Source organism: Terrabacter sp. C0L_2 (assembly GCF_036352015.1).
Taxonomy (GTDB): domain Bacteria; phylum Actinomycetota; class Actinomycetes; order Actinomycetales; family Dermatophilaceae; genus Terrabacter; species Terrabacter tumescens.
In genome coordinates this window covers 2,442,254-2,467,934 of the sequence record NZ_CP143557.1, presented here as the reverse complement: position 1 = coordinate 2,467,934, position 25,681 = coordinate 2,442,254, and the positions used below count along the sequence as shown (strand labels likewise).

Genomic DNA, 25,681 nt, shown 5'->3' with positions numbered 1-25,681 from the left:
GAGTGCCGACCATGGCAACCGATCACGCCGTCGCAGAGCAGCCGACCAGCACGTCGGACGACACCCCGGCGCCGGGTGGACAGGCGGCTCCCGGGCCCGACCTCTCCACCACGGCCGGCAAGCTGGCCGACCTCAAGCGGCGCGTCGCCGAGGTGGCCAACGCCGGCTCGGAGCGGGCCGTCGAGAAGCAGCACGCCCGGGGCAAGAAGACCGCGCGTGAGCGCATCGAGATGCTCCTCGACGAGGGCACCTTCATCGAGCTCGACAAGTACGCCCGGCACCGCAGCAACAACTTCGGCCAGGAGAAGAACCGCCCCTACGGCGACGGCGTCGTCACCGGCTACGGCATGGTCGACGGTCGCCAGGTCGCCGTCTTCGCCCAGGACTTCACGGTCTTCGGCGGGTCGCTCGGCGAGGTCTTCGGCGAGAAGATCGTCAAGGTCATGGACTTCGCCATGAAGATCGGCTGCCCCGTCATCGGCCTCAACGACTCCGGTGGCGCCCGCATCCAGGAGGGCGTCGTCTCCCTCGGGCTCTACGGCGAGATCTTCTTCCGCAACGTCCGCGCGTCCGGCGTCATCCCGCAGATCTCGCTCGTCATGGGCCCGTGCGCGGGCGGCGCGGTCTACTCCCCCGCCATCACCGACTTCACCGTCATGGTCGACCAGACCTCGCACATGTTCATCACCGGCCCCGACGTCATCAAGACCGTGACGGGTGAGGACGTCGGCTTCGAGGAGCTCGGCGGCGCCCAGACCCACAACACGAAGTCGGGCGTCGCGCACTACATGGGCACCGACGAGCAGGACGCCATCGACTACGTCAAGGCGCTGCTGTCCTACCTGCCGAGCAACAACATGGAGACCCCGCCCGCCTACGGCGAGGGCGAGGCCGACCTGTCGGTCACTGACGACGACCTCTGGCTCGACACCTGCATCCCCGACTCACCCAACGTCCCCTACGACATGAAGCACGTCATCGAGCACGTCGTCGACGACGGCGAGTTCCTCGAGGTGCAGCCGCTCTTCGCGCCCAACATCATCACCGGCTTCGCCCGCATCGACGGGATGGCCGTCGGCGTCGTCGCCAACCAGCCGATGCAGTTCGCCGGGTGCCTCGACATCGACGCCTCGGAGAAGGCGGCGCGGTTCGTGCGCACGTGCGACTGCTTCAACGTCCCGGTGCTGACTTTCGTCGACGTCCCCGGCTTCCTGCCCGGCACGAGCCAGGAGTGGGACGGCATCATCCGTCGCGGCGCCAAGCTCATCTACGCCTACGCCGAGGCCACCGTGCCGAAGATCACCGTCATCACCCGCAAGGCCTACGGCGGCGCCTACGACGTCATGGGCTCCAAGCACCTCGGTGCCGACATCAACCTCGCGTGGCCCACCGGCCAGATCGCCGTCATGGGCGCCCAGGGCGCCGTCAACATCCTCTACCGCAAGGAGCTCAAGCACACCGCGGAGACGGGCGGCGACGTCGAGGCCCAGCGCCAGCAGCTCATCACGCACTACGAGGAGACCCTCGCCAACCCCTACGTCGCTGCCGAGCGCGGCTACATCGACACCGTCATCAGCCCGTCCAACACGCGGATGAACGTCACCCGGGCCCTGCGCGCGCTGCAGAACAAGCGCGAGACGCTGCCGCCCAAGAAGCACGGGAACATCCCGCTGTGAGCGCCGACACGACCGGGGCCACCGACGCGATCGCCACCGCCGCGGCCATCCGGGTGAGCGGCAGCCCCTCTGCCGAGGAGCTCGCCGCGCTCGTCGTCGTGCTCTCCGCGCTCGGCGACGGCGAGGCCGCCCCGGAGCACGCGCGGTCGGCCTGGTCCGATCCCTCCTACCGGCTGGTCGGCCCGTCCGCGCGCCATGGCGGCTGGAGGAGCACGGGCCTGCCGCGCTGACCCGCCGGGACCCCGGTCGCGGACCGCTTCGGTTGGCCCGCTGACAGCCGCTTCCCCTAGTCTCGTTGCCCATGTCCGTCGACTCCACACCCACCGTCCGCATCGCGCAGCGCTACTCGCTGGGCGAGCGCATCGCCGTCGGTGGCATGGGTGAGGTCCACCTCGCGACCGACGAGCGGCTCGGCCGACAGGTGGCCGTCAAGGTCCTCTCGCCCGCGTTCGCCGAGTCCCCGGACTTCGTCGAGCGGTTCCGTCGCGAGGCCCTCACCGCGGCCCGGCTCTCGCACCCGAACATCGCGCAGGTCTACGACTACGGCGTCGACGGCGCCTCCCACTTCATCGTCATGGAGTATGCCGAGGGCCAGGACCTCGCCCACGTGATCCGCGAGCACGGCCGGCTCACCCCCGCCGACGCCGTGCGCGTCGCCGAGCAGGTCTGCGCCGCCCTCGCGACCGCGCACCGTGCCGGGGTCGTGCACCGTGACATCAAGCCCGGCAACGTCATCGTCCGGCCCGACGGCTTCGTCAAGGTCACCGACTTCGGCATCGCCCGGGCCCTCGGGCAGGCGTCGCTCACCGACACCGGCACCGTCATGGGGACCGCCGCGTACGTCGCGCCCGAGCAGGCTCGCGGCGAGGCGACGACCCCCTCGTCGGACCTCTACTCGCTCGGCATCCTGCTCTTCCAGATGCTGACCGGCTCCGTCCCGTTCGAGGGTGACACCCCGGTCGCGGTCGCACTGCGGCACCTCGACGAGCCGGTCCCGCTGCCGAGCTCGCGGGTCGCCGACCTGCCGGCGAACCTCGATGAGGTCGTCGAACGGGCCACGGCCAAGTCTCCCGCCGACCGCTACCCCGACGCCGACGCCATGGCGGCTGCGCTGCAGGGCCACGAGCCGGCAGCCGACGCCGCCACCCGCGCCATGCCGCTGGGCGACGCGACCGCGGTCCTCGGCGCCGGCGCGGCGATGTACGGCGCGGGCACCACCGCCGAGGCGGCGACGGCCGTCGGCAAGGACGCCACCCGCGCGATGCCGAGCCCTGCAGCGGACCCGTCCCTCAGCACGGCCAGGATGCCGGCCGCACCATCAGCATCGCCAGCGCCTTCGTCGCCCTCGACGCCCTCGGCGCCGTGGCCGGCCGGTGACGCCCCGACCCGCCGCTCGGCCCTCGCCGAGCGTCGCCGGCCCTCCGGGCCGGGAGCCGTCGTCTGGGTGCTCGCCGCCGCCGTCGTGGCCCTCGTCGCGGTCCTCGCGTACGTCCTGCTGTCGGGCTCGGACCCGGCCACCCCGCCGGCTGCCGGGACTCGTCCCTCCTCGAGCGCCTCGTCGAAGCCCTCCGCGCCGCCCACGACCGCCCCGCCCGCCGACGGCAGCGCCGTCCCTGCGGGCCTCGTCGGCCAGCAGCGCGAGGCCGCGGTCAAGCAGCTCATCGGCCTCGGCGTCAACGTCCGCTGGGTCCTCGTCCGGTCGGCGGAGCCCGAGGGCTCGGTCATGGGCTCGTCCCCGGCCGAGGGTCAGCCGATGACCAAGGGGCAGACCGTGGCCCTCGTCGTCAGCCGCGGCCACGCGCCCGACAGCGTCAACTCCTCGTTCGTCGTGCCCGACGGCCTCGCTGGCACCGACGCGAAGGACGCGACCCGGACGCTGGCCCGTGAGGACGTCCGGGTCACCCGCGTCACCATCCCGTCCGACGGCGGCGCCAAGGAGGGCCAGGTGCTGGCCACGTGGCCCGCGACCGGCAGCCGGACGACCGACGGGGTCGTCGTGCTCGTCGTGGCCGGCGGCGGCAAGGGCGACTCCTCCGACCAGAGCGACTGAGCGGCGCCGCCACCGGCTGGCGGCCGGCGGCTTCCGCGTGCGCGCCACAATGCACTGGCACGCGCTCCGGGCCTGGATTACCTTCGCCGGGTGACCGACAACACCCAGACCGCGCGACCGCGCACCGACGTCGACCGCATCGCGGAGACCTACTTCGATGCCGCCGTCGCCCTCAGCCCCATCAACGCGACCTATCTCGGCGTCCCCGGGGGCGAGGAGGACCTCGACGACCTCTCGCCCGCCGGCAACGCCGCCGCTTCCGAGCTGCGACGGGCGACCCTGGCCCAGCTCGGCGCCGCGGCCCCGGCCGACGACGTCGACCGGGTCACCGTCGACGCCATGACCGAGCGCCTCCAGCTCGCCGAGGACCGGTATGCCGCGGGGCTCGACGAGATGTCGCTCAACGTCCTCGCCTCGCCGCTCCAGAGCGTCCGGGACGTCTTCGACCTCATGCCGCAGCACACCGCCGACGACTGGCGCGTCTTCGCCACCCGCATGGGCAAGATCCCCGCCGCCCTCGAGGGCTACCAGGAGTCGCTGCTCCTCGCCCGCGAGCGCGGGCAGGTCTCGCCGCGCCGGCAGGTCGAGGCCTGCGCCGAGCAGTCCCGTGACCTCACCGCGGACGACGGCTACTTCGCCAAGCTGGTGGCCGATGCCAGCGTCGGCGACGAGCCGCTCGAGCCCCAGCTGCAGGCGGCGCTCGCCGAGTCCGCGCAGGCCGCCGCAGCGGCATACGGCTCCATGGCGGACTGGCTCGAGCGCGAGCTGCTGCCGCACGCCCCCGAGGCCGACGCGTGCGGCCGCGAGCGCTACGCCCTCGAGTCGCGCTACTTCCTCGGGGCGACGGTCGACCTCGAGGAGACCTACCGGTGGGGCCAGCAGGAGGTCGCGAGCCTCCACGCCCAGATGAGCGAGATCGCCGACGGGCTCGAGGCCGGCGCCAGCGTCGAGCGCGGCGTCGAGATCCTCGATGCCGACGAGAAGTACCAGCTCCACGGCACCGACGCGCTCAAGGCCTGGATGCAGGAGCGCGCGGACGAGGTCATCGCGAACCTCAAGGACGTCCACTTCGACATCCCGGGTCCCGTCCAGACCATCGAGTGCATGATCGCGCCGACGCAGACGGGCGGCATCTACTACACCGGGCCGTCCGACGACTTCAGCCGGCCGGGTCGCATGTGGTGGTCCGTGCCCAAGGGCAACACCGAGTTCCGCACGTGGAACGAGCTGACGACCGTCTACCACGAGGGCGTGCCGGGCCACCACCTCCAGGTGGCCCAGACGGTCTACCGCTCCGAGCTGCTCAACCGGTGGCGCCGCCTCGAGGCGTGGACCTCCGGCCACGGCGAGGGCTGGGCCCTCTACGCCGAGCGGCTCATGGCCGAGCTCGGCTACATGGACGACCCGGGCAACCGCATGGGTTGGCTTGCGGGACAGTCACTTCGGGCTGCACGCGTCGTCATCGACATCGCCGTGCACTGCGGCTTCGACGCGCCCGACGAGGTCGGTGGCGGAGCATGGGACTACGACAAGGCCTGGACCTACCTGACCCGCTACGGCTTCATGGACGAGAAGATCCTGCGCTTCGAGCTCAACCGCTACCTCGGCTGGCCGGGGCAGGCGCCGAGCTACAAGATCGGCGAGCGCCTCTGGCTGCAGCTGCGCGACGAGGTCAGGCAGCGCGAGGGTGACGCCTTCGACCTCAAGGCCTTCCACCGCCGCGCCCTCGACATCGGCGGCGTCGGGCTCGACACCCTCCGCGGCGCGGTCCTGCAGGAGATCTGAGCGTTGCACGAAGGCCCCCCCGGTCGGGGGCCTTCGTGCAGGGTGGGTACCGCTCCCCATGGTCAGCACGTCGGACCGCCCCTAGGCTGACCCCGCGTCCGCCGACAGCGACGGGCGCCGAACAGCTCACACAGGGGAGAAGACAGTGTTCAGCCACCGCCTCGCGGTCGGCCGGGCCCGGGGGACGAACGCGCGCCGAGCTGCGCGCCGCCTCCTGACCGCGCTGACCGCCACCACCGTCACACTTGGGCTGCTGCCGCTGGCAGCCCCGTCCGCCAGCGCCGCCACCTACACGATCAAGGGCCGCGTCACCGGCCTCAGCGCGACCGGCGCCGTCGTCGGCGTGCCCGACGCCGGTGTCTGGATCTACGACGCCAACTACGACCACGTCGGCACCATCGACCACGCCTCGGACGGCACCTACACCGCGACCTTCTCGACGCCCGGCCCGTACCGCATCGAGGCCGGCTGCTGGGGCGACATGACCTGCGCCTCGCAGTGGGGCATCGAGTGGTACGCCAACCAGGGCGGCTTCGACAGCGCCACGCCCGTGACCGCCGGAACCACCGCGACGGTCGCCGACATCCGACTCGACCGCCGCTCGACGATCAAGGGCACGGTGAAGAACACCGCGGGCCAGCCGATCTCGGCGGCCACGGTCCGGATCGGCAAGAGCTCCGGGGGCCAGGAGGTCACCGCCACACCTGCAGCCGACGGCAGCTTCACGCTGACCGGCGTCGAGGCCGGTCCCAGCAACCTCACGGCCGAGGACTCCTCGGGTCAGAACCTCTACGAGACCGAGTCGTGGAACGGCACCGCGAGCACGCCCGACTACGTCGACTGGTCGGTGCCCGCGGGCACGACCGTCACCGGCGTGAACTTCGTCCTCGACCCGTGGACCGGCGTCGTCGTCAAGGTCACCGACTCCGCCGGCAACCCCCTCGAGAACATCAACTGGAACCTCTTCGAGTACCGCCCGACCGAGGGCGACTGGCTCGGGCGGCAGTACGGACCGCTGCTCACCGGGGCCGACGGCACCTTCTCCCAGGGCACGGAGGTCGGCAAGACGTACAAGGTCTGCGTCTACGACACGTGGTACGACAACTGGGCGCCGGCGACGCGCTACCAGGACCGCTGCTGGGACGGCGCGGCGACGCTCGACACGGCCACCCCGTTCACCGTGACGACGAGCGCGCGACGCAAGGACCTCACGATCGTCCTGCCCGTCGCCGGCAAGGGCATCACCGCGCGCGAGCCGTTCGTCAGCGGCACCCCGACCGTCGGCAGCACGCTCACGGTCGACGCGGGCACCTGGGCGCCGTCCGGCGTGGCCCTGACCTACGAGTGGATGAAGCCGAACGGCTCGGGCACCGGCTTCGTCGCGATCCCGGGCGCCACGGGGCGCACGTTCACCGTGACGAGCGACCTGATGGGGACGTACGTCTTCGCCCGGGTCACCGGGACGCTCAGCGGCTACCGGACCGCGCAGTACAACTCCAACGGCGTCGAGATCCGTTCGACGGCGCCCACGCTGGCGAGCCCGCTCACGATCACCGGCTCGGGTGTCGCGGGCACGTCGCTCAACGCCATCCACGGAGCCATCACGCCGGCCGGCGACTGGTCGCCGAGCTACAGGTGGGTCGTCGGCGGCGTCCCGCAGCAGGACACCATGTGGGGCGGGATCTCCCCGCTGGCGCTGACGAGCAGCATGGTGGGCCAGCGGATCACGCTGCGGATGACGGCCTACCTCGACGGCGCCTCGCTCCAGGTGACCGCCACCGGACCGGTCGTGCTCGCCGGGACCGTCACCGGCACGACGCCCACGATCTCGGGCACGGCGAAGGTCGGCAGCACCCTCACCGCCTCCCCCGGCACGTGGGGCCCGGCGCCGGTCACACTGGCCTACCAGTGGTACCGGTCGGGCACCGCGATCTCCGGCGCCACGGCGAGCACGTACGCGGTGACGGCGAGCGACCTGGGCAAGACCATGACCGTCAAGGTCACCGGCTCCAAGGCGAGCTACGCGTCCACGTCGAAGACGTCCGCGGCCACGGCCGCGGTCGTCGCCGGCACCCTGACCGCGCCCACCCCGACGATCAGCGGCACCAAGGCCGTCGGCTACACCCTCACGGCCGTCCCGGGCACGTGGGGTCCGGCGCCGGTCACGCTCGCCTACCAGTGGTACCGGTCGGGCACCGCGATCTCCGGCGCCACGGCGAGCACGTACAAGCTGACCACGACGGACCAGACGAAGACCATCACCGTCAAGGTCACTGGGACCAAGTCCGGCTACACCACGGCGGCCCGCACGTCCGCGGCGACGACGGCGGTCCTCGGCTCGTTCACCGCGCCCACCCCGACCCTGTCGGGCACGCAGAAGGTGGGCTACACGCTGACGGCCAACCCGGGGACGTGGAGCCCGACCCCGAGCACGCTGACCTACCAGTGGTACCGGTCGGGCACGGCGATCTCCGGAGCCACCGCCAAGACGTACAAGCTCACGAGCACCGACAAGGGCACCTACGTCAAGGTCCGCGTCACCGGCGCGAGGTCCGGCTACCTCACGCGGTCCGTCTACTCCGCCCAGACGGCAGCCATCGGCTGAGCTCGCCACCCGGTCAGGAGCGACGGCGCCGTTCCCCGGGAGCGGCGCCGTCGGCGCACCCGGCCGGGGGCGGCGCCTACCATGTCGTCATGCCGCCGAGTGCCCTCCCCGACGTGCCCGCCGTCCAGATCGTCCTCGCCTCCGCGTCGCCCGCGCGCCGCTCGACCCTGCGCTCGGCAGGCGTCGAGCCGGTCGTCCATGTGAGCGAGGTCGACGAGGACCTGACGGTCGCCGAGGCGACCGAGCGCTACGGACTGCTGGAGCCGGCCGACATCACCCTGCTGCTGGCGCGAGCCAAGGCCGAGGACGTCGCCGGCCGGGTCGACGACGAGGTCGTCGTGCTCGGCTGCGACTCGGTGCTCGAGCTCGACGGCGAGGTCCACGGCAAGCCGGCCGACGCCGAGGAGGCCGTGCTGCGCTGGCAACGCATGCGGGGCCGCTCGGGGGTGCTGCACACCGGGCACTGGCTCATCGACGAGCGGCAGGGCGGCGGCGCCACGCTCGGCGCGACGGCCTCCACGACGGTGCACTTCGCCGAGATCTCCGACGGGGAGATCGAGGCCTACGTCGCCACGGGCGAGCCGCTCACGGTAGCCGGGGCCTTCACCATCGACGGCCTTGGCGGCGCATTCATCACGGCCGTCGAGGGCGACCACCACAACGTCGTCGGGCTGTCCCTGCCGTTGCTGCGCGAGCTGCTCGCGGACGCCGGGATCGAGTGGTTCGACGTCGTCGGGAGCCTGCGCCGGGGGCCCGACTGCGGCTGAGGTCCCCGGCGACGACCGGCCTCAGGGGTAGAGGTCGTCGGTGAGGTTCTCGATGACGAGGTAGTGCTCGGTCCACCACCACATCTGGGCCGCCCCGACGACGACGACGAGGCCGAGCAGCCAGTAGCGGTAGCGGCTCCACCAGCGCAGCTTGAGGAACCACGCGATGATCAGCGTCATGGGGAAGGCCAGCAGGGCGTAGCGCACCCGGCTCGGGGTCGTGCTCGTCACGAGGATGATGTACGCCGGGTAGGCCCCGGCCCAGCCCCAGATCTCCGGGCCCCAGCGCCACGAGTTCTTCGAGAGCATGAACCACGCGAACGCCGCGATGCCGAGCACGCCGGCGACCTGGCCGATGACGCCCCAGTAGTCGTAGAGCAGGTTCCACCAGAGGTAGAGCTTGATCTTGGTCTCGATGTTCCAGGCGAGCATCGTGTCGTTGTACGCGTTGGGCGTGTCCGTCGCGATGGTGACGATGGTCGGCCAGAGCCAGGTCAGGGCGCCGGCGTATGCCGCGAGCGCCCCCAACCCGACTCGCAGCCGCACCGGGTGCTCTCCCTCGTCACCCGTGCGCCAGCGCACGACCCCGTGGGCGAGGATCACCGGCACCATGGCGATCACGACGTTGCGGCTCAGCGAGAGCACGAGCAGCGCGACCGCGACCCAGAGGTACTGCCGGCGCCGCAGCAGCCACAGCACGGTGACGACGCCGAGCAGCGCCGTGGACTCGGTGTAGGAGGCCGAGAAGGCCGGCGAGGCGATGAAGAAGCAGGTCGCCACGACGGCGACGATGGCCTCCCAGCGGCCCACCGCCTGGTCGACGAGCTTGAAGAGCATGTGCATCGCGACGAAGCCGATGAGCGTCGAGAGCACCGGGGCCACGACGCCGAAGGGCAGGCCCGTCACCTTCATGACCAGCCCGGCCGTCATCGGGAAGACCGGGAAGAAGGCCCACGGGTTCATGTCGATGCCGCCCCAGCCGACCCGGGGCAGCACGGCGGGATAGCCCTGCTCGGCGATGACGCGGTACCACTGGCCGTCCCAGCCGGTCATGATCGCGTTGTAGCCGGGGTCGGCGGGCGAGGGGTAGAAGATGCGGATGTTCGCCGTCCCGATGGGCAGCGGTATCTGGTAGCGCGAGAGGTAGGTCGCCGCGACCCAGACGAAGAGCCGCGAGAGGGCGAAGACGGCGAACGGGAACCAGACCGGGAAGCGGCGCCAGAACGGCGCTCTCAGCTCCGCGTCGCGGTCGGGGTGCTCGAGCCGGTGACCGAGGCGCGGCTCAGACCGGCGGGACGGCGCGTCGGCGCTCGCTGAAGTGACGGTCACGCCGGGAAGCATAGGCCAGTCGGCGCACGAGGTCCGAGCGCAGTTCATCCGCCTCGATGATCGAGTCGAGCACGAGGTCGGCGGCCAGACGCTCGATGTCGACGTCCTCCTCGTACTCGCGGCGGCGATCGGCGACGAATCGTGCGCGTTCGTCCGGGTCGGCGATCTCGGCGATCTTGTTCGCGTAGACCGCGTTGACCGCGGCCTCCGGACCCATCACGGCGATCCGGGCCGTCGGCAGGGCGATGGTGGCGTCCGGCCCGAAGCCGGGGCCGCCCATGGCGTAGAGCCCGGCGCCGTAGGCCTTGCGGACGATGACGCAGAACTGCGGCACCGTCGCGGACGAGACGGCGCTGACCATCTTGGCGCCGTGGCGGATGATGCCGCCGCGCTCGACCTCCGAGCCGATCATGAAGCCCGGGACGTCCGCGAGGTAGACGAGCGGGATGTTGAAGGCGTCGCAGAGCCAGATGAAGCGGGCGGCCTTGTCGGCGCTGTCGGTGAAGAGCACGCCGCCCTTGACCATCGAGTTGTTGGCGACGATGCCGACGGTCTGCCCCTCGAGGCGGCCGAAGCCGATGACGAGCTCCCCCGCCCAGAGCGGCTTGAGCTCGAAGAACGAGTCGTCGTCGACGAGCCCGTCGATGACCTCGTGGATGTCGAAGGGCACCGACTCACGCTCGGGCACGGTCGCCCGGGTCAGCGGGGTCGCGGGCGCCTCGACGGCATACGTCGGCGGGTGCTCGCGCCAGCTGCCGGGCACGTAGGAGAAGTAGAGCTTCGCGAGCTCGATCGCCTCGGCGTCGTCGTGCGCGAGCAGGTCACCGACTCCCGAGACGGTGCAGTGCATGCGGGCGCCGCCCATCTCCTCGAGGGAGACCTTCTCGCCGACGACCATCTCGGCCATGCGCGGGCTGCCGAGGTACATCGAGGCGTTGCCCTCGACCATGATGATGAGGTCGCAGAAGCTCGGGATGTAGGCGCCACCGGCCGCACTCGGGCCGAAGAGGCAGCAGATCTGCGGGACCTTGCCCGACAGGGCCACCTGGTTGTGGAAGATGCGTCCGGCGCCGCGGCGGCCCGGGAACATCTCGACCTGGTCGGTGATGCGGGCACCGGCTGAGTCCACGAACCAGAAGACCGGCAGCTCCTCGCGCAGCGCCATCTCGGTGGCGCGGACGATCTTCTCGACCGTGCGCGCCCCCCACGAGCCGGCCTTGACGGTCGGGTCGTTGGCGATGACGATCGCGGCGCGGCCGTCGACGGTGCCCCGCCCCGTGACGACGCCGTCGGCCGGCAGGCCCGGCTGGAGGGCGTTGGCGTAGCGCCCGTCCTCGACGAAGCTGCCCTCGTCGAAGAGCAGCGCGATGCGGTCGCGGACGTAGATCTTGCCCTGGGCGTCGAGCTTGGCCTGGGCCTTGTCCGGGGCGCTCGCGGACGCCCTGTGGGCCGCCGCGAGGCGCGCCCTCACGTCGGCGACGCGCGGGTCACCGGGCACGGTGGGCTCGGCGGCGGCACTCATGCCGGCAGCCCGAGACCGCGGGCGATGAGCATGCGCTGGACCTCCGAGGTGCCCTCCCCGATCTCGAGGATCTTGGCGTCGCGGTAGAAGCGGGCGACGGGGTACTCCTCCATGAAGCCGTTGCCGCCGAAGACCTGCGTCGCGATGCGCGTGGCCGTGACCGCGGCCTCGGTCGAGTAGAGCTTGGCGATGGCGGCGGCGTGCTTGACCTCCTTGACGGAGCGCTTGCCGGCGTGGAGCTCGTCCTTGAGCCAGGCGGCCTTGTAGGTCAGCAGGCGCGCGCCCTCGACCATGACGGCGAGGTCGGCGAGCTGGAAGGAGACGCCCTGGTTGACGCCGATCGGGCGACCGAACGCGGTGCGCGTCCTCGCGTAGTCGGTGGCCAGCTCGAGGCAGGCCTGCGCGCAGCCCACGGCGAGCGCCGAGATCGCGATGCGCCCGTCGTCGAGGGTCTTGAGGAACTGCTTGAACCCCTCGCCCTCGGCGCCGAGGAGGTGGTCTGCCGGGACACGGCAGTCCTCGAACGTCAGGCCGTGGGTGTCGGAGACGTGCCAGCCGAGCTTGTGGTACGCCGGCTCGACGACGAAGCCGGGGGTGCCGGCCGGGACCATGATCGCCGAGAGCTGTGCCGAACCGTCCTCGTTGGTGCCGGTGCGCGCGGTGACGGTGACGACCGAGGTGATGTCGGTACCGGAGTTTGTGATGAACGCCTTGGCCCCGTTGACGACCCACTCGTCGCCGTCGCGGACGGCCTTGGTGCGGGTGGCGCCGGCGTCGGAGCCCGCCTCGGGCTCGGTGAGGCCGAAGCCGGCGAGGGCGCGACCGGAGACGAGGTCGGGCAGGAAGCGCTGCTTCTGCTCCTCGGTGCCGTAGGTGAGGATCGGGTTGATGCCGAGCCCGACACCGGCGGAGAGCGTGATGCCGATGGACTGGTCGACGCGGCCGAGCTCCTCGATGGCGACACAGAGGCTCGTGAAGTCGCCGGCGTCACCCGCGCCGCCGTACTCCTCGGGCACGACGAGGCCGAACAGCCCGAGGTCACCCATCTTGGGCACGAGGTCGGTCGGGAAGTAGGCCGCGGCGTCCCACTTGGCGATGTTGGGCGCGACCTCCTTCTCGGCGAAGTCGCGGACGACCATCCGGAAGTCCTCGTGGTCCTGGCTGAGCTCGAACATCGCTGTTCTCCTGAAGCTGTCGCGGTCATCACGCGCTCGTGACGCGTGCTTGACGTTGACGTAAACGTAAAGCACTATCGACACCATGACAAGTGCGCCGACGTGGACGATCGCCGAGGTGGCGCAGGAGTTCGACGTCACCCACCGCACGGTGCGCCACTACGAGGACCTCGGCCTGATCACGCCCGAGCGCCGCGGCACGCAGCGGGTCTACCACCGCCGCGACCGCACCCGCCTCGGGCTCATCCTGCGCGGCAAGCGCCTCGGCTTCCCGCTCGAGGAGATCCGCACGATCATCGACCTGTTCGACGCGCCCCGCGGCCGGCGCACGCAGCTCGAGTACGTCCTCGGCCAGATCGACGAGCGCCGCACCGACCTCGAGCAGCGGCTCCGCGACGTGCAGGACGCCATCGCCGAGCTCGGGGAGTTCGAGCAGCGCTGCCGCGACGACCTCGGGCGCCTCGACCACGTGTGAGGGCTCCGGCCCCGCGTGACACGATGGGCCCATGAGCGCTGAAGACACGAAGATCTCCGCCTACGCCCACCCCGAGCGTCTCGTGACGACCGAGTGGCTTGCCGAGCAGATCGCAGCCGGACGTGTCGGCGGACCCGACGGCATCGTCCTGCTCGAGTCGGACGAGGACGTGCTCCTCTACGCGACCGGCCACATCCCCGGCGCCCTCAAGATCGACTGGCACGTCGACCTCAACGACCCGGTCTCCCGCGACTACGTCGACGGTGCCCGCTTCGCCGAGGTGATGGGCTCGCGCGGCATCAGCCGCGACACCACCGTCGTCATCTACGGCGACAAGAGCAACTGGTGGGCGGCCTACGCCCTGTGGGTCTTCAGCCTCTTCGGCCACGAGGACGTGCGCCTGCTCGACGGCGGCCGCGCCAAGTGGATCGCGGAGGGCCGCGAGCTGACTCGCGAGCTCCCCTCCCCCACCCCTGCCGACTACCCCGTCGCCGAGCGTGACGACGCCCCGATCCGCGCCTTCAAGGACGACGTGCTCGCCCACCTCGGCAAGCCGCTCGTCGACGTCCGCTCCCCCGGCGAGTACTCCGGCGAGCTGCTCCACATGCCCGACTACCCCCAGGAGGGGGCCATGCGCGGCGGACACATCCCCGGCGCGAAGTCGGTGCCGTGGGCCCGGGCGGCCAACGAGGACGGCTCGTTCAGGTCGCGCGAGGAGCTCGAGGCCATCTACCTCGAGGAGCAGGGGCTGACCCCGTCCGACGACGTCGTCGCCTACTGCCGCATCGGCGAGCGCTCGTCGCACACGTGGTTCGTGCTGACGCACCTGCTCGGCTTCGAGGCGGTGCGCAACTACGACGGCTCGTGGACCGAGTGGGGCAACGCCGTCCGCGTCCCGATCGAGCGGTGAGCCCCGTGGCCGAGACCCCCCTGCCCGCGTCCCTGGCCGAGATCGCCGAGGACTTCCGCTCGGCGAGCAACGACCTCAAGCTGCAGCTGCTGCTCGAGTTCAGCGACGAGCTGCCCGGCCTGCCCGAGCGGTATGCCGGCAAGCTGGACCAGATGGAACGCGTCGACGAGTGCCAGTCACCGCTCTTCCTCACCGTCGAGGTCGACGAGGCGGGCTCGCTCGACGAGCGCGTCGTCCACCTCTTCTTCGACGCGCCCGCCGAGGCCCCGACGACGCGCGGCTTCGCCGGCATCCTCCACGAGGGGCTCGACGGTCTCACGGCGGCCGAGGTGCTCGCCGTGCCCGACGACGCCCCGATGCGCTTCGGCCTCGCCGAGGCGGTCTCGCCGCTGCGCCTGCGCGGGATGGTCGCCATGCTCGGCCGGATCAAGCGCCAGGTGCGCGCCCGGACCGCAGCCTGAGCGCCACCTGAGCGCCACCCGACGCCTGCTGACGCCTGCTGACGCCTGCTGACGGGGTCAGTACCCCCGCGACGCGTCGGACACCTGTGCGACGCCGCCCAGCTGCCCGGCGAACTCCTCGCCCGACATCGGCTTGGAGAACATCGGGTAGTCGTACCTGATCGCGTTCGCGTGCTCCTCGGAGCTCGTCGCCGCGACACAGTCGCTCAGCGTGACGACCTCGTAGCCCCGCTCGTAGGCCGAGCGCATCGTCGACTCGACGCAGCAGTTGGTGAGGAAGCCGCCGAGGGCGATCGTCGTGATGCCCTTGCTGCGCAGGATGAAGTCGAGGTTGGTGCTCGCGAAGGTGTCGAGGCCGCGCTTGCCCTCGACGACGATGTCGTCTCCGCTCGGCGCCAGGTCGTCGATGATCTGCGACCCCCACTCGCCCTTGACGAAGGCGTTGGAGTCGACGACCCCCTTGAGGATGCCGTAGGGGCTGCCGCTGATCTCCTTGTAGCCGCCAACGAAGGAGATCGGGGCGTGGATGATCGTGGCGCCCGCCTCACGGGCGGCGTCGACGACCTTCTTCGTGTTCTCGAGCATGTCGGTCTCGGCCATCGAGCCCGCGACGGCGGCGTGCAACGCGCCGCCCTCGCTCGCGAAGTCGTTCTGGTACTCGATGAGCACGACAGCGGTGTTGCGCGGGTCCATCTGCTGACCTCCGGTTCGTGGGTGGCGACAGCGACCATCCTCGCGGCGACCGCGCCGCTCCACCAGACCCTGCGGCTGTCAGCTCCCGATGCGGGTGCGGACCTCGTAGAGCTCGGGGAAGAACGTCAGGTCGAGCGCCCGGCGCAGGAAGTCGACGCCGGTCGACCCGCCGGTACCGGTCTTCTGCCCGATGGTGCGCTGCACGACCTGCAGGTGCCGGAAGCGCCACTGCTGGAAGTTGTCCTCGAGGTCGACGAGCTCCTCGCACGTCTCGTAGACGCCCCAGTGCTCGGCCGGCTGGGCGTAGACACCCGCGAAGACGTCGACGAGGCCGTCGTCGAGGCGGTAGGGCTGCGTCCAGTCACGGTCCAGCAGGGCGGGCGGGACGGCATACCCCCGTCGGGCGAGGTAGGCGAGGAACTCGTCGTAGAGGCTCGGCTCGAGCAGGAGCGCGTCGAGTGCCGTGCGGGCGCCCTCGTCGTGCGCGAAGACCGCCACCATGTCGGCGTTCTTGTTGCCGAGCAGGAACTCGACCTCCCGGTACTGCGCCGACTGGAAGCCCGAGCTCGCCGCCAGGAACGGGCGGATCTGCGCGTACTCGCTCGGCGTCAGCGTCGCGAGCACCGACCACTGGTCGGTGAGGGTGTGCTGGATGTGCTTGACGCGGGCCAGGCGCTTGAGCGCCGGCGCCAGCTCGTCGTCCTTGAGCAGGCTTCTGGCAGAACGCAGCTCGTGGATCAGCAGCTTGAGCCACAGCTCGGACGTCTGGTGCTGGATGATGAAGAGCAGCTCGTCGTGCTGCGGCGGCTCGCTGAGCGGCTGCTGGGCACTCAGCAGGGTGTCGAGGCGCAGGTAGTCGCCGTAGGACATCTTGCGCGTGAAGTCGCGCTGGATCCCCTCCTCCAGATCGCGCTTGCTGCGCCGGTCGATCTCGCCCTGGGCCTCGTTGTCCATGGCGGCGATCCTAGGGGCCGCGTCAGCTCGGGCGCGGGCGGATGCTCACCAGGTGCGAGACGACGCCCGGCACCCAGCCGGTCTCGCCCCGCATCCAACGGGCCCCCACGAGGTTGTGGGGCACGACCACGGTGTCGGCGCGGGCCGCGACGAGCCCGAGGTCGGTGCCGAACACGTCGGTGACGACGGCCCAGTCCCGCGCGCTGTGACGCGCGAGGTACTCGCCGATGGCCACGGCATACGTCTCCACGACGGCGCCCGGTCCCTCGCCCGAGCCACCCTCGGAGGACCAACGACGGTAGGCGGCGTCGTAGTGCTCGCCGATCGAGGCGAGGTCGTCGACGTCCACGCCCTCGGCCGCCGCGTGCTCGAGCGCTGCGGCGATGCGGGCGCGCTCCTCGTGCCCGAGCGGGTTGGCGACCGGGCGACCCGTGAAGTCCGGCGCCGTCGCGTCGTCGGCGCCGGCCGGGTCGAGCTCGGCGACCGCGGCCGCGGCCGACGGCATGGCCTCGTCGTCCTTGCCCTTGCGCGAGAACAGTCCCATGCCAGCCAATCTAGTGGCTCGGACGCGGCCCGGTCAGGCCCGCAGTGACGCTCGCAGTGACGCTCGCAGTCACGCCTGCGGGTCAGGCCCGAACGGTCAGCCGAACGTGTCCGGGTCGGGGCCGGTGCGGGTGCCGCGGTCGAGACCGGCCAGGGCCTCGAGGTCGTCCTCGCCGAGGGTGAAGCCGAAGATCTCGAAGTTCTCGGCGATCCGCGCCGGGGTGACCGACCGCGTGAGCACGACGTTGCCGAGCTCGACGTGCCAGCGCAGGACGAGCTGGGCGGGCGTCACGTCGTGCTGGGCCGCGAGCCTCGTCACCACCGGGTCCTCGAGCAGTCCGGCGCGGACGGCCAGCGGGCTCCAGGCCTCGGTGACGATGCCGTGCTCGGCGTGGAAGGCGCGCAGCTCGCTCTGCTGGAGGTACGGGCTCAGCTCGACCTGGTTGACCGACGGCAGGACGCCCGTCTCGTCGAGGAGCCGCTGCAGGTGCGGGACCTGGAAGTTGCAGACGCCGACGGAGCGGACGCGACCCTCGCGCTGGAGCTCCAGCATCGACTTCCAGGCCTCGACGTAGCCGTCCTGAGCGGGCGCCGGCCAGTGGATGAGGTAGAGGTCGAGCACGTCGATGCCGAGACGCTGCATCGAGGCGTCGAAGGCCGCGGGGACGTTCGCGTGGTCGTCGTTCCAGACCTTGGTGGTGACGAAGACGTCGTCGCGGTCGACGTCGTCGCGTCCGAGGACACGACCGACGCCCTCCTCGTTGCCGTAGATGCGGGCGGTGTCGATGTGGCGGTAGCCGACCTCGAGGGCGCGGCCGAAGGCCTCGTCGACGCTCGCGTCCGGGACCTCCCAGACGCCGAATCCGATCTGCGGGATGGCCAGGCCGGGGGTGGAGGCGTGGCCGAGGGTGAGAGTGGGAGCTGACTGGTGTGTCGTCATGCACTTCACGCTAGGTCGACGCCGACGACGGTGATGTGCCGGACCTCACTCTGAGACGACCGGGAATACGGGCGAGGAGGCCGAATCCACCCGGCGTCCGCCCGATAGAGTCCGAGCCATGGCATCCATCAGCAAGGTCCTGATCGCAAATCGTGGTGAGATCGCCGTCCGCATCGCGCGGGCGTGCACGGACAGTGGGATCGCCTCGGTCGCGGTCTACGCCGAGCCGGACCGGGATGCCCTGCACGTCAAGGTCGCCGACGAGGCCTACGCCCTCGGCGGGTCCACCCCGGGCGAGAGCTACCTCGTCCAGGAGAAGCTGCTCGACATCGCGCGCCAGGCCGGCGCCGACGCCGTCCACCCGGGCTACGGCTTCCTCGCCGAGAACGCCTCCTTCGCCCAGGCCGTCATCGACGCCGGGCTCATCTGGATCGGCCCGGGCCCGGAGGCGATCGACTCCCTCGGCGACAAGGTCAAGGCGCGTCACATCGCGACCAAGGCCGGCGCCCCGCTCGTGCCCGGCACGAAGGACCCCGTCTCGGGCGCCGACGAGGTCGTCGAGTTCGCCAAGGAGCACGGCCTCCCGGTGGCCATCAAGGCGGCCTACGGCGGCGGTGGCCGTGGCCTCAAGGTCGCGCGAGAGATGTCGGAGATCCACGACCTCTACGACTCTGCCGTCCGTGAGGCCGTGACGGCCTTCGGCCGCGGCGAGTGCTTCGTCGAGCGCTTCCTCGACCACCCGCGCCACGTCGAGACCCAGTGCCTCGCCGACCAGCACGGCAACGTCGTCGTCGTCTCGACCCGCGACTGCTCGCTCCAGCGCCGCAACCAGAAGCTCGTCGAGGAGGCGCCCGCGCCGTTCCTCACCGAGGAGCAGCACACCGAGCTCCTCCGCGCGAGCAAGGCCATCCTCAAGGAGGCCGGCTACGTCGGCGCCGGCACGTGCGAGTTCCTCGTCGGCCCCGCCGGCGACATCAGCTTCCTCGAGGTCAACACCCGCCTCCAGGTCGAGCACCCCGTGACCGAGGAGGTCACCGGCATCGACCTCGTGCGCGAGCAGTTCCGCATCGCCAACGGCGAGTCGCTCGACTACGGCGACCCGGAGCCGCACGCCCACTCCATCGAGTTCCGCATCAACGGCGAGGATGCCGGCCGCGGCTTCCTCCCGGCCCCGGGCACCGTGAGCCGCATGGTCGTGCCGCAGGGCCCGGGCGTGCGCTGGGACGCCGGCATCGTCGAGGGTGACACCGTCGCAGGCGCGTTCGACTCGATGATCGCCAAGCTCGTCATCACTGGCCGCACCCGCGAGCAGGCCATCGACCGTGCCCGCCGCGCCCTGGCCGAGCTGACGATCGAGGGCATGCCGACCGTCGTGCCCTTCCACCGCGCGGTCGTCTCCGACCCGGCCTTCGCCCCCGCCGACGGCTCCCCCTTCACGATCCACACCCGCTGGATCGAGACCGAGTGGGACAACACCGTCGAGGCGTATGCCGGTGGGTCGGCCGATGCGGCCGAGGCCGAGGAGCGTCAGACCGTCGTCGTCGAGGTCGGCGGCAAGCGCCTCGAGGTCTCGCTGCCCGGTGGCCTCTCCCTCGGTGGCGGCGCCGGTGCCTCGGCAGCGAAGAAGAAGGCGCCGAAGCGCTCCGGCGGCGGCAAGTCCGGTGGCGCCGCGTCGGGCGACTCGCTGACCGCCCCGATGCAGGGCACCATCGTCAAGATCGCCGTCGAGGAGGGCGCCACCGTCGCCGCCGGCGACCTCGTCATCGTCCTCGAGGCGATGAAGATGGAGCAGCCCATCACCGCGCACAAGGGCGGCGTCGTCTCGGGCCTCACGGCGCAGGTCGGCGAGACCGTCACCTCGGGCGCCGTGCTCGCGGAGATCAAGGACGCCGCCGAGGGCTGAGCCCCCAGAGCCCCCAGAGCGCCCACTGAGCGTCAGACGAAGGGCCGACCCGCCGCACGGCGGGTCGGCCCTTCGTCGTTGCCAGGCACTGGTCGGTACCGGTCAGCCCTGTCGGTCAGCCCTGTCGGGCCGGCGGGTCACCCAGGGTGATGTCGCCCTCGCCCGAACCCGGCAGGTTCGGGTCGGGCACGCCGGGCAGGTCCTGCTCACCGGCGGGGCCGCCCGCGGGCGGGATCTCCGACGGTCCGGGCCCACCGGGAAGGTGCGGGTCGACCGGAGCCGGGTCGACGGGGTCGACCGGGGTCGACGGCTCACCAGGGCCGGGAGCGGGCTCCGGCGTCGGGACCGGCTCGGGGGTGGGCACCGGCTGGGGCGTCGGGCTGGGCGTCGGGGTCGGGGTGGGCTCGGGCGTGGCCGGGGGCTGCGAGGTGCCCGGCGGTGCGGGGGTGGCCGGCGGCTCCGGGGCCGACGGCGGCAGGGTGGTTTCGGCGTCGGGCGGCAGGCCGAGGGTCTCCTTGAGCTTGTCGCTGCCCTGGTCGAGCTGGTCGGCGTACTTGCCGCCGGTGCGCTCGTTGATGAGCTCCTCGGCCTTGTCGAGCCCCTGCTGGGCCTGCTCGGGATGGCCCTTGACGAAGTCCTTGGCCTTCTGGATCCAGTCGCTCACTGCGTGTGCCTCCACGGTCCGACCTGCTCAGGGCGCCGTCCGGCTCGCGGCAGCCCACCCTGACGTGGCGACGACGCCGCCACGGACCCGACGCTACGCCTCTGGCAGACTGCTCATGTGCTTGCGACCCTCCCGACTGCGACGACCGAACAGACCGTCTTCTCGGTGACGAACCTCGTCATCCTCATCGTCGTCGCCGCCGTGTTCTACCCGCTCCAGAAGAAGCTGCGCGAGACGGTGTCCCGCCGCCGCCGTGAGCGCTGGGAAGAGGAGGAGCGGGACGCCCAGCGCGGGCAGGGCGAGCAGCAGCGCGAGCAGGGTGACGGCCCGCCGGCGCCCGACGACCTCGCCTGACGACCTCGCCTGACGACCTCGCCTGACGACTTCGGCCGAGGCGTCAGTCGGACTGGTGCAGCTGGCGCGCCGCCTCGGCGATCGAGCCGGAGAGCGACGGGTAGACCGTGATGGTGCTCGACACCTGGTCGACGCTGAGCCGGTTCTGCACGGCGAGCGCCACGGGGTAGATCAGCTCTGACGCCTTGGGCGCGACGACGACACCGCCGAGGACCGTGCCGTAGCCCTTGCGGCAGAAGAGCTTGACGAAGCCGTCGGTGATGCCCTGCATCTTGGCGCGCGGGTTGCGCGCCAGCGGCAGCATGACCGACTCGACGTCGGGCGACTCGTCGGCGGCGTTCTGGCTGATGCCGACGGTGGCGATCTCGGGCTCGGTGAAGACGTTGGCGGCCACCCCGCGCACGTTGAGCGGCGACACGGCGTCGCCGAGCGCGTGCCACATGGCGATGCGCCCCTGCATCGCGGCCACGGACGCGAGCGGCAGCACCCCGGTGCAGTCCCCGGCGGCGTAGACGCCACCCACGGTGGTGCGCGAGACCCGGTCGACCTGGATGTGGCCCGAGGGGCTCAGCTCGACGCCGGCCTCCTCGAGACCCAGGCCAGCCGTGTTGGGCACGGAGCCGACGGCGAGCAGGGCGTGCGAGCCCTCGACGGTGCGGCCGTCGACGAGCGTCACGACGACGCCGTCCGCGGTGCGCTCGACGGAGGCGGCGCGGGACTTGTTGAGGACCTCCATGCCGCGCTTGCGGAAGACGTCCTCGATGGCGGTGGCGGCGTCGGCGTCCTCGCCGGGCAGCACCCGGTCGCGGGACGAGACGAGCACGACCTGCGACCCCAGGCCGAGGTAGGCCTGCGCGAGCTCGGCACCGGTGACGCCCGACCCGATGACGATGATGCGCTCGGGCAGCTCGGCGAGGGAGTAGATCTGCTGCCAGGTGAGGATGCGCTCGCCGTCGGGCCGCATCGTGTCCATGATCCGCGGCGCGGCGCCGGTGGCGACGAGCACGACGTCGGCGGGGAGCTCCTGCGTGGTGCCGTCGGCGAGCTCGGCGACGACGCGCTCCCGGCCGGCGATGCGGGCCGTGCCGCGCAGCACGGTGACCCCCACCTGCTCGAGGCTGCCCTGGATGTCGGCGCTCTGGGCCGCGGCGAGCTCGAGGATGCGGCCGTTGACGGTGTGCGCCTGGGCGACGGCGTCGGACACCTCGTCGCCGTCGTCGTCCTGCAGGCGGACCCCGAGGTGCGACGCCGTCTGGAAGTCGGACATGTAGTCGGCGGTGGCGATGAGGGCCTTGCTCGGCACGCAGTCCGTGAGCACGGCGGCGCCTCCGAGCCCGTCCTTCTCGACGACCGTGACCTGGGCGCCGAGCTGGGCGGCGACGAGGGCCGCCTCGTAGCCCCCGGGCCCGCCGCCGATGATGACAACGGTCGTCTCGCGCGTGATCACGAGGTCCATCCAACCATCCTCCGCGCGGGCGACCGCCGCGCCCCGAGGGCCGCCGGGGATCGGTGCCCGAGTCACGGGGACCTCGCTAGAGTCCTGACCGTGACCCGTTCCCATCGTGATCTCAGCGACCCCTCCACCGACCCCTTCGACGTCGCCGCCGACGCCGCCGCCGTCATCGCCGAGCGCACCGGCGTCGACCACCACGACGTCGCGCTCGTGCTCGGCTCCGGGTGGGGCCAGACCGCCGACCTCATCGGGGAGACGCTCGCCACCATCGACAACGCCGACGTCCCCGGCTTCCACGCCGCGGCGGTCGCGGGCCACTCGGGCAGCATGCGCTCGGTCGCGATCGGCGACACCGGGCGCCGCGCCCTCGTCTTCGGCACGCGCACGCACTTCTACGAGGGGCGCGGCGTGCGGGCCGTCGTCCACGGCGTCCGCACGGCCAAGGCCGCCGGCTGCGCGACCGTGGTGCTGACCAACGGCTGCGGCGGCCTCAACCCGGCGTGGACCCCCGGCACCCCGGTCCTCATCCGCGACCACATCAACCTCACGGCGCACTCCCCCATCGAGGGCGCCAACTTCGTCGACCTCACCGACCTCTACACGCCGCGCCTGCGCGACATCGCGCGCGAGGTCGACCCCGACCTCGACGAGGGCGTCTACGTCCAGTTCCGCGGGCCGCACTACGAGACGCCGGCCGAGGTGCAGATGGCCAAGGTCATCGGCGGCGACCTCGTCGGGATGTCGACGAGCCTCGAGGCCATCGCAGCGCGTCAGGCCGGTCTCGACGTCCTCGGCATCTCCCTCGTGACCAACCTCGCGGCGGGCATCTCCGACCAGCCGCTCAGCCACGCCGAGGTGCTCGAGGCGGGCCAGGCCGCCGCCGAGCGCTGCGGGCGCCTCCTCGCCGCCGTCGTGGGTCGCCTCTGATGACCGCCGTCGGCACCACCGAGACGTTGTATGCAGCCGCGCGGGCCTGGCGTGACGACGACCCCGACCCGACGACGCGGGCCGAGCTCGACGCCGTCCTCGACCGCGCGGTCTCCGGTGACGAGGCGGCGGCCGCCGACCTCGCCGACCGCATGTCGGGGCTGCTCGAGTTCGGCACGGCCGGTCTCCGCGGAGCCCTGGGGGCCGGCCCCAACCGGATGAACCGCAGCGTCGTCATCCGTGCGGCAGCCGGCCTCACGGCATACCTCAAGGACGAGGGCGACGCGGGCGACCACCCGACGGTCGTCATCGGCTACGACGCGCGCTACAACTCCGACGTCTTCGCGCGGGACACCGCCGCGGTCGTCGTGGCTGCCGGCGGCCGGGCGCTGCTGCTCCCCCAGCCGCTGCCGACCCCCGTCCTCGCGTTCGCGATCCGCCACCTCGGGGCCGACGCGGGCGTCATGGTCACCGCGAGCCACAACCCGCCCCAGGACAACGGCTACAAGGTCTACCTCGGCGACGGCAGCCAGATCGTGCCGCCCGCCGACGCCCAGATCGCCGCGCACATCGGCCGGGTCGAGCGGGTGGCCGACGTGCCCCGCGCCGCCGACGGCTGGGAGACGCTGGGCGACAACCTGCTCGAGCGCTACGTCGACGCCGTCGTCACCGTCGTCGACCCCACCTCGCCGCGCGATCTGCGCACCGTCCACACGAGCCTGCACGGCGTCGGGCACGCCACGGTCCACACCGCGTTCGTCCAGGCCGGCTTCCCGGCCCCGGTCGTCGTCGACGAGCAGGCCGTGCCAGACCCCGACTTCCCCACCGTCGCCTTCCCCAACCCGGAGGAGAAGGGCGCGATCGACCTCGCGCTCGCCCGCGCCCGGGCCGTCGGGTGCGACCTCGTCATCGCCAACGACCCCGACGCCGACCGGTGCGCGGCCGCCGTGCTCGACCCCGCCCTCGGGGACTGGCGGATGCTGCGCGGCGACGAGGTCGGCGCGCTGCTCGGAGCCCACATCGTGCGCCGCGGGGTCTCGCGCCGCGACGTCTTCGCCAACTCGATCGTGTCCTCCCGCCTGCTCGCCTCGATCGCCAAGGCTGCGGGCGTGCGCCACGAGGAGACCCTCACCGGCTTCAAGTGGATCTCGCGCGTCGACCGGCTGCGCTACGGCTACGAGGAGGCGCTCGGCTACTGCGTCGCCCCGCAGCTCGTCCGCGACAAGGACGGTGTGAGCGCGGCCCTGCTGCTCGCCGAGCTCGCCGCGACGCTCAAGGCCGAGGGGCGCACCCTCACCGACCTGCTCGACGACCTCGCCGTCGAGCACGGGGTGCACGCGACCGACTCGTTCTCGGTGCGCGTGTCCGACCTCGCCCAGATCGAGCCCCTCATGGGGCGCCTGCGGGCCGAGCCACCGACCACGGTGGCCGGGATCGACGTCTCGCGCGTCGACGACCTCGGCAAGGGCGACGGCGGCCTGCCCCCGACCGAAGGGCTTCGCTACCACCTCGCCGACCGGTCCCGGGTCATCGTGCGCCCGAGCGGCACCGAGCCCAAGGTCAAGGTCTACCTCGAGGTCATCGAGCCGGTCGCGAGCGCGGCCGCCCTCGCCGAGTCACGCGCGGTTGCCGAGACCCGGCTGTCGCGGATCCGCGCCGAGTTCGAGCGCCTGACCTCGCTCTGACCGCTGTCGTACGCGTGCGCCCGGCCGGGCGCACGCGTACGACCTGCGGGTGGAGAGTGCGAGTGGAGCCTGGGTGCGGAGCCTGGGTGCGGGGCTGCGCGACGGGCACGCCCGGGCCCGAGACGGGCACGGTCAGACGACGAACGTCCCGATGACGAAGAAGGCGACCGCGGCCAGCAGCAGCCCGACGGACAGCGGGTCCCAGGTCTGGTGCGCGATGCGCGGGGTGCGACCGTCCTTGCGCTTGCGGTCCGAGGCCATCCGCTCCTCGACCTCGGCGGCGACGACCTGGGCCTCCACCTTCGACTTCGTCGGCGCCTCGATCGTGGCCTTGCCGCGGACCTTGTTGGCCCCGACGCCCAGCATCCCGCGGCCGTACCTCGGTCGACCCGGGTCCGCCGGGACGCCCCACGCGGTGTAGCGCCGGCCGTCGACGACGAGCTCGAGGGCCCACCGCGAGCGCACCTCGGAGATGGACGGCCACGTGACGTCGACCACCCTCAGCGGGTTGACGAGGCGGATCCCCTCGGTGTGGATCACGACGCAGGGGCGCACGACGAAGAGCCACAGCAGCACGAGCCCGAGCACCACGGTCGAGATGAGCGCCCAGCTGCGCGGAGCCGTGAGCAGGCCCGGTACGAGCAGCGCGGCGCCGGCGAGGGCGCCGACGACCCCGACGGCGATCGAGGACCCGGGCCGCAGGGTCCGTGCGTCGCGCAGCCCCTCCTCGACGTGGGGCCGACCGTCGGGCCGGCCGTCAGGGCCGCCGAACGGCGACTCGGCGGGCGGCTGGGGTGCATCGGAGCTCAC

Annotated in this window: 23 protein-coding genes; 13 read left to right on the top strand and 10 right to left on the bottom strand. The window is 71.9% G+C overall.

The features are described from left to right. Nucleotides 1–11 precede the first annotated feature (11 nt). The 6 genes from U5C87_RS11345 (at nucleotide 12) to U5C87_RS11320 (ending at nucleotide 8,883) form a co-directional block, all read left to right on the top strand. Nucleotides 12–1,676, top strand: coding sequence for an acyl-CoA carboxylase subunit beta (locus U5C87_RS11345; protein ID WP_330472704.1), 1,665 nt, complete (start codon nucleotides 12–14; stop codon nucleotides 1,674–1,676). Continuing rightward, the gene (locus U5C87_RS11340) at nucleotides 1,673–1,906 is read left to right on the top strand and encodes an acyl-CoA carboxylase subunit epsilon (protein WP_330472703.1); all 234 of its coding nucleotides are present in this window, start codon (nucleotides 1,673–1,675) and stop codon (nucleotides 1,904–1,906) included. The genes U5C87_RS11345 and U5C87_RS11340 overlap by 4 nt, the downstream gene beginning before the upstream one ends. Nucleotides 1,907–1,977: 71 nt before the next feature. Next, a complete protein-coding gene (gene pknB, locus U5C87_RS11335) occupies nucleotides 1,978–3,726 on the top strand; it encodes a Stk1 family PASTA domain-containing Ser/Thr kinase (RefSeq protein WP_330472702.1) in 1,749 nt (582 codons plus the stop codon). A gap of 90 nt (nucleotides 3,727–3,816) precedes the next feature. Continuing rightward, the gene (locus tag U5C87_RS11330; protein WP_330472701.1) at nucleotides 3,817–5,511 is read left to right on the top strand and encodes a DUF885 domain-containing protein; all 1,695 of its coding nucleotides are present in this window, start codon (nucleotides 3,817–3,819) and stop codon (nucleotides 5,509–5,511) included. 145 nt (nucleotides 5,512–5,656) lie between these two features. Continuing rightward, the gene (locus tag U5C87_RS11325) at nucleotides 5,657–8,116 is read left to right on the top strand and encodes a carboxypeptidase regulatory-like domain-containing protein (RefSeq protein ID WP_330472700.1); all 2,460 of its coding nucleotides are present in this window, start codon (nucleotides 5,657–5,659) and stop codon (nucleotides 8,114–8,116) included. 89 nt (nucleotides 8,117–8,205) lie between these two features. After that, nucleotides 8,206–8,883: a Maf family protein gene (locus tag U5C87_RS11320; protein WP_330472699.1), complete on the top strand. Its 678-nt coding sequence runs from the start codon at nucleotides 8,206–8,208 to the stop codon at nucleotides 8,881–8,883. A 21-nt stretch (nucleotides 8,884–8,904) separates the two neighbouring features. Here the strand turns inward: U5C87_RS11320 and U5C87_RS11315 are convergent, their stop codons facing one another. The 3 genes from U5C87_RS11315 to U5C87_RS11305 are packed head-to-tail and all read right to left on the bottom strand — an operon-like array spanning nucleotide 8,905 to nucleotide 12,909. Then, complete coding sequence (locus U5C87_RS11315; RefSeq protein WP_330472698.1) at nucleotides 8,905–10,212, bottom strand: hypothetical protein; 1,308 nt, start codon at nucleotides 10,210–10,212, stop codon at nucleotides 8,905–8,907. Continuing rightward, the gene (locus tag U5C87_RS11310) at nucleotides 10,166–11,734 is read right to left on the bottom strand and encodes an acyl-CoA carboxylase subunit beta (RefSeq protein WP_330472697.1); all 1,569 of its coding nucleotides are present in this window, start codon (nucleotides 11,732–11,734) and stop codon (nucleotides 10,166–10,168) included. Before U5C87_RS11310 ends, U5C87_RS11315 begins: the two co-directional genes overlap by 47 nt. Then, nucleotides 11,731–12,909: an acyl-CoA dehydrogenase family protein gene (locus U5C87_RS11305; RefSeq protein WP_030203152.1), complete on the bottom strand. Its 1,179-nt coding sequence runs from the start codon at nucleotides 12,907–12,909 to the stop codon at nucleotides 11,731–11,733. The genes U5C87_RS11310 and U5C87_RS11305 overlap by 4 nt, the downstream gene beginning before the upstream one ends. 85 nt (nucleotides 12,910–12,994) lie before the next feature. Here U5C87_RS11305 and U5C87_RS11300 point away from each other — a divergent pair, with 85 nt between their 5' ends. The 3 genes from U5C87_RS11300 to U5C87_RS11290 are packed head-to-tail and all read left to right on the top strand — an operon-like array spanning nucleotide 12,995 to nucleotide 14,755. After that, nucleotides 12,995–13,384, top strand: coding sequence for a MerR family transcriptional regulator (locus tag U5C87_RS11300; RefSeq protein WP_030203155.1), 390 nt, complete (start codon nucleotides 12,995–12,997; stop codon nucleotides 13,382–13,384). A 31-nt stretch (nucleotides 13,385–13,415) separates the two neighbouring features. Then, on the top strand, nucleotides 13,416–14,294 hold the full coding sequence (locus U5C87_RS11295; RefSeq protein ID WP_030203158.1) for a sulfurtransferase: 879 nt from the start codon (nucleotides 13,416–13,418) through the stop codon (nucleotides 14,292–14,294). Between the two features lie 5 nt (nucleotides 14,295–14,299). After that, nucleotides 14,300–14,755, top strand: coding sequence for a SufE family protein (locus U5C87_RS11290; RefSeq protein WP_030203163.1), 456 nt, complete (start codon nucleotides 14,300–14,302; stop codon nucleotides 14,753–14,755). Nucleotides 14,756–14,812: 57 nt separating this feature from the next. Here U5C87_RS11290 and U5C87_RS11285 read toward each other — a convergent pair whose 3' ends face one another. The 4 genes from U5C87_RS11285 to U5C87_RS11270 all read right to left on the bottom strand — a co-directional run bounded on the left by U5C87_RS11285 (nucleotide 14,813) and on the right by U5C87_RS11270 (nucleotide 17,885). Next, a complete protein-coding gene (locus U5C87_RS11285; protein ID WP_330472696.1) occupies nucleotides 14,813–15,448 on the bottom strand; it encodes a cysteine hydrolase in 636 nt (211 codons plus the stop codon). Nucleotides 15,449–15,526: 78 nt separating this feature from the next. Beyond that, the gene (locus U5C87_RS11280; protein WP_330472695.1) at nucleotides 15,527–16,402 is read right to left on the bottom strand and encodes a tryptophan 2,3-dioxygenase; all 876 of its coding nucleotides are present in this window, start codon (nucleotides 16,400–16,402) and stop codon (nucleotides 15,527–15,529) included. A gap of 22 nt (nucleotides 16,403–16,424) precedes the next feature. Continuing rightward, nucleotides 16,425–16,946 carry a DUF3806 domain-containing protein gene (locus U5C87_RS11275; protein ID WP_330472694.1) on the bottom strand — a complete coding sequence of 174 codons (522 nt, stop codon included), beginning with the start codon at nucleotides 16,944–16,946 and terminating at the stop codon, nucleotides 16,425–16,427. Nucleotides 16,947–17,042: 96 nt separating this feature from the next. Continuing rightward, the gene (locus U5C87_RS11270; RefSeq protein ID WP_330472693.1) at nucleotides 17,043–17,885 is read right to left on the bottom strand and encodes an aldo/keto reductase; all 843 of its coding nucleotides are present in this window, start codon (nucleotides 17,883–17,885) and stop codon (nucleotides 17,043–17,045) included. A gap of 118 nt (nucleotides 17,886–18,003) precedes the next feature. Between U5C87_RS11270 and U5C87_RS11265 the strand changes: the two genes are divergently transcribed. Further along, a complete protein-coding gene (locus tag U5C87_RS11265) occupies nucleotides 18,004–19,788 on the top strand; it encodes an acetyl/propionyl/methylcrotonyl-CoA carboxylase subunit alpha (RefSeq protein ID WP_330472692.1) in 1,785 nt (594 codons plus the stop codon). 115 nt (nucleotides 19,789–19,903) lie between these two features. Here the strand turns inward: U5C87_RS11265 and U5C87_RS11260 are convergent, their stop codons facing one another. Next, a complete protein-coding gene (locus tag U5C87_RS11260) occupies nucleotides 19,904–20,452 on the bottom strand; it encodes an antitoxin (RefSeq protein WP_330472691.1) in 549 nt (182 codons plus the stop codon). A 117-nt stretch (nucleotides 20,453–20,569) separates the two neighbouring features. Here U5C87_RS11260 and U5C87_RS11255 point away from each other — a divergent pair, with 117 nt between their 5' ends. Then, entirely contained in the window at nucleotides 20,570–20,806 is a 237-nt protein-coding gene (locus tag U5C87_RS11255; protein ID WP_330472690.1) for a hypothetical protein, read from the top strand. Nucleotides 20,807–20,849: 43 nt separating this feature from the next. Here the strand turns inward: U5C87_RS11255 and U5C87_RS11250 are convergent, their stop codons facing one another. Then, entirely contained in the window at nucleotides 20,850–22,262 is a 1,413-nt protein-coding gene (locus U5C87_RS11250) for an NAD(P)H-quinone dehydrogenase (protein ID WP_330472689.1), read from the bottom strand. A gap of 90 nt (nucleotides 22,263–22,352) precedes the next feature. Between U5C87_RS11250 and U5C87_RS11245 the strand changes: the two genes are divergently transcribed. Then, nucleotides 22,353–23,186 carry a purine-nucleoside phosphorylase gene (locus U5C87_RS11245; RefSeq protein ID WP_330472688.1) on the top strand — a complete coding sequence of 278 codons (834 nt, stop codon included), beginning with the start codon at nucleotides 22,353–22,355 and terminating at the stop codon, nucleotides 23,184–23,186. After that, nucleotides 23,186–24,871 carry a phospho-sugar mutase gene (locus U5C87_RS11240; protein ID WP_330472687.1) on the top strand — a complete coding sequence of 562 codons (1,686 nt, stop codon included), beginning with the start codon at nucleotides 23,186–23,188 and terminating at the stop codon, nucleotides 24,869–24,871. The genes U5C87_RS11245 and U5C87_RS11240 overlap by 1 nt, the downstream gene beginning before the upstream one ends. 132 nt (nucleotides 24,872–25,003) lie before the next feature. On the opposite strand, the gene U5C87_RS11235 is transcribed toward U5C87_RS11240, so the two are convergent. Then, nucleotides 25,004–25,681 (bottom strand): PH domain-containing protein, encoded by a 678-nt coding sequence (locus U5C87_RS11235; RefSeq protein ID WP_330472686.1) that lies wholly within the window; start codon nucleotides 25,679–25,681, stop codon nucleotides 25,004–25,006.

Bases quoted from the DNA above. Each gene is read 5' to 3' on its own strand.
- U5C87_RS11310 (WP_330472697.1), bottom strand. From the start codon at position 11,734: ATGAGTGCCGCCGCCGAGCCCACCGTGCCCGGTGACCCGCGCGTCGCC.
- U5C87_RS11240 (WP_330472687.1), top strand. From the start codon at position 23,186: ATGACCGCCGTCGGCACCACCGAGACGTTGTATGCAGCCGCGCGGGCC.
- U5C87_RS11305 (WP_030203152.1), bottom strand. From the start codon at position 12,909: ATGTTCGAGCTCAGCCAGGACCACGAGGACTTCCGGATGGTCGTCCGC.
- U5C87_RS11250 (WP_330472689.1), bottom strand. From the start codon at position 22,262: ATGGACCTCGTGATCACGCGCGAGACGACCGTTGTCATCATCGGCGGC.
- U5C87_RS11270 (WP_330472693.1), bottom strand. From the start codon at position 17,885: ATGACGACACACCAGTCAGCTCCCACTCTCACCCTCGGCCACGCCTCC.
- pknB (WP_330472702.1), top strand. From the start codon at position 1,978: ATGTCCGTCGACTCCACACCCACCGTCCGCATCGCGCAGCGCTACTCG.
- U5C87_RS11295 (WP_030203158.1), top strand. From the start codon at position 13,416: ATGAGCGCTGAAGACACGAAGATCTCCGCCTACGCCCACCCCGAGCGT.
- U5C87_RS11320 (WP_330472699.1), top strand. From the start codon at position 8,206: ATGCCGCCGAGTGCCCTCCCCGACGTGCCCGCCGTCCAGATCGTCCTC.
- U5C87_RS11345 (WP_330472704.1), top strand. From the start codon at position 12: ATGGCAACCGATCACGCCGTCGCAGAGCAGCCGACCAGCACGTCGGAC.
- U5C87_RS11265 (WP_330472692.1), top strand. From the start codon at position 18,004: ATGGCATCCATCAGCAAGGTCCTGATCGCAAATCGTGGTGAGATCGCC.
- U5C87_RS11285 (WP_330472696.1), bottom strand. From the start codon at position 15,448: ATGGACCCGCGCAACACCGCTGTCGTGCTCATCGAGTACCAGAACGAC.
- U5C87_RS11280 (WP_330472695.1), bottom strand. From the start codon at position 16,402: ATGGACAACGAGGCCCAGGGCGAGATCGACCGGCGCAGCAAGCGCGAT.
- U5C87_RS11300 (WP_030203155.1), top strand. From the start codon at position 12,995: ATGACAAGTGCGCCGACGTGGACGATCGCCGAGGTGGCGCAGGAGTTC.
- U5C87_RS11275 (WP_330472694.1), bottom strand. From the start codon at position 16,946: ATGGGACTGTTCTCGCGCAAGGGCAAGGACGACGAGGCCATGCCGTCG.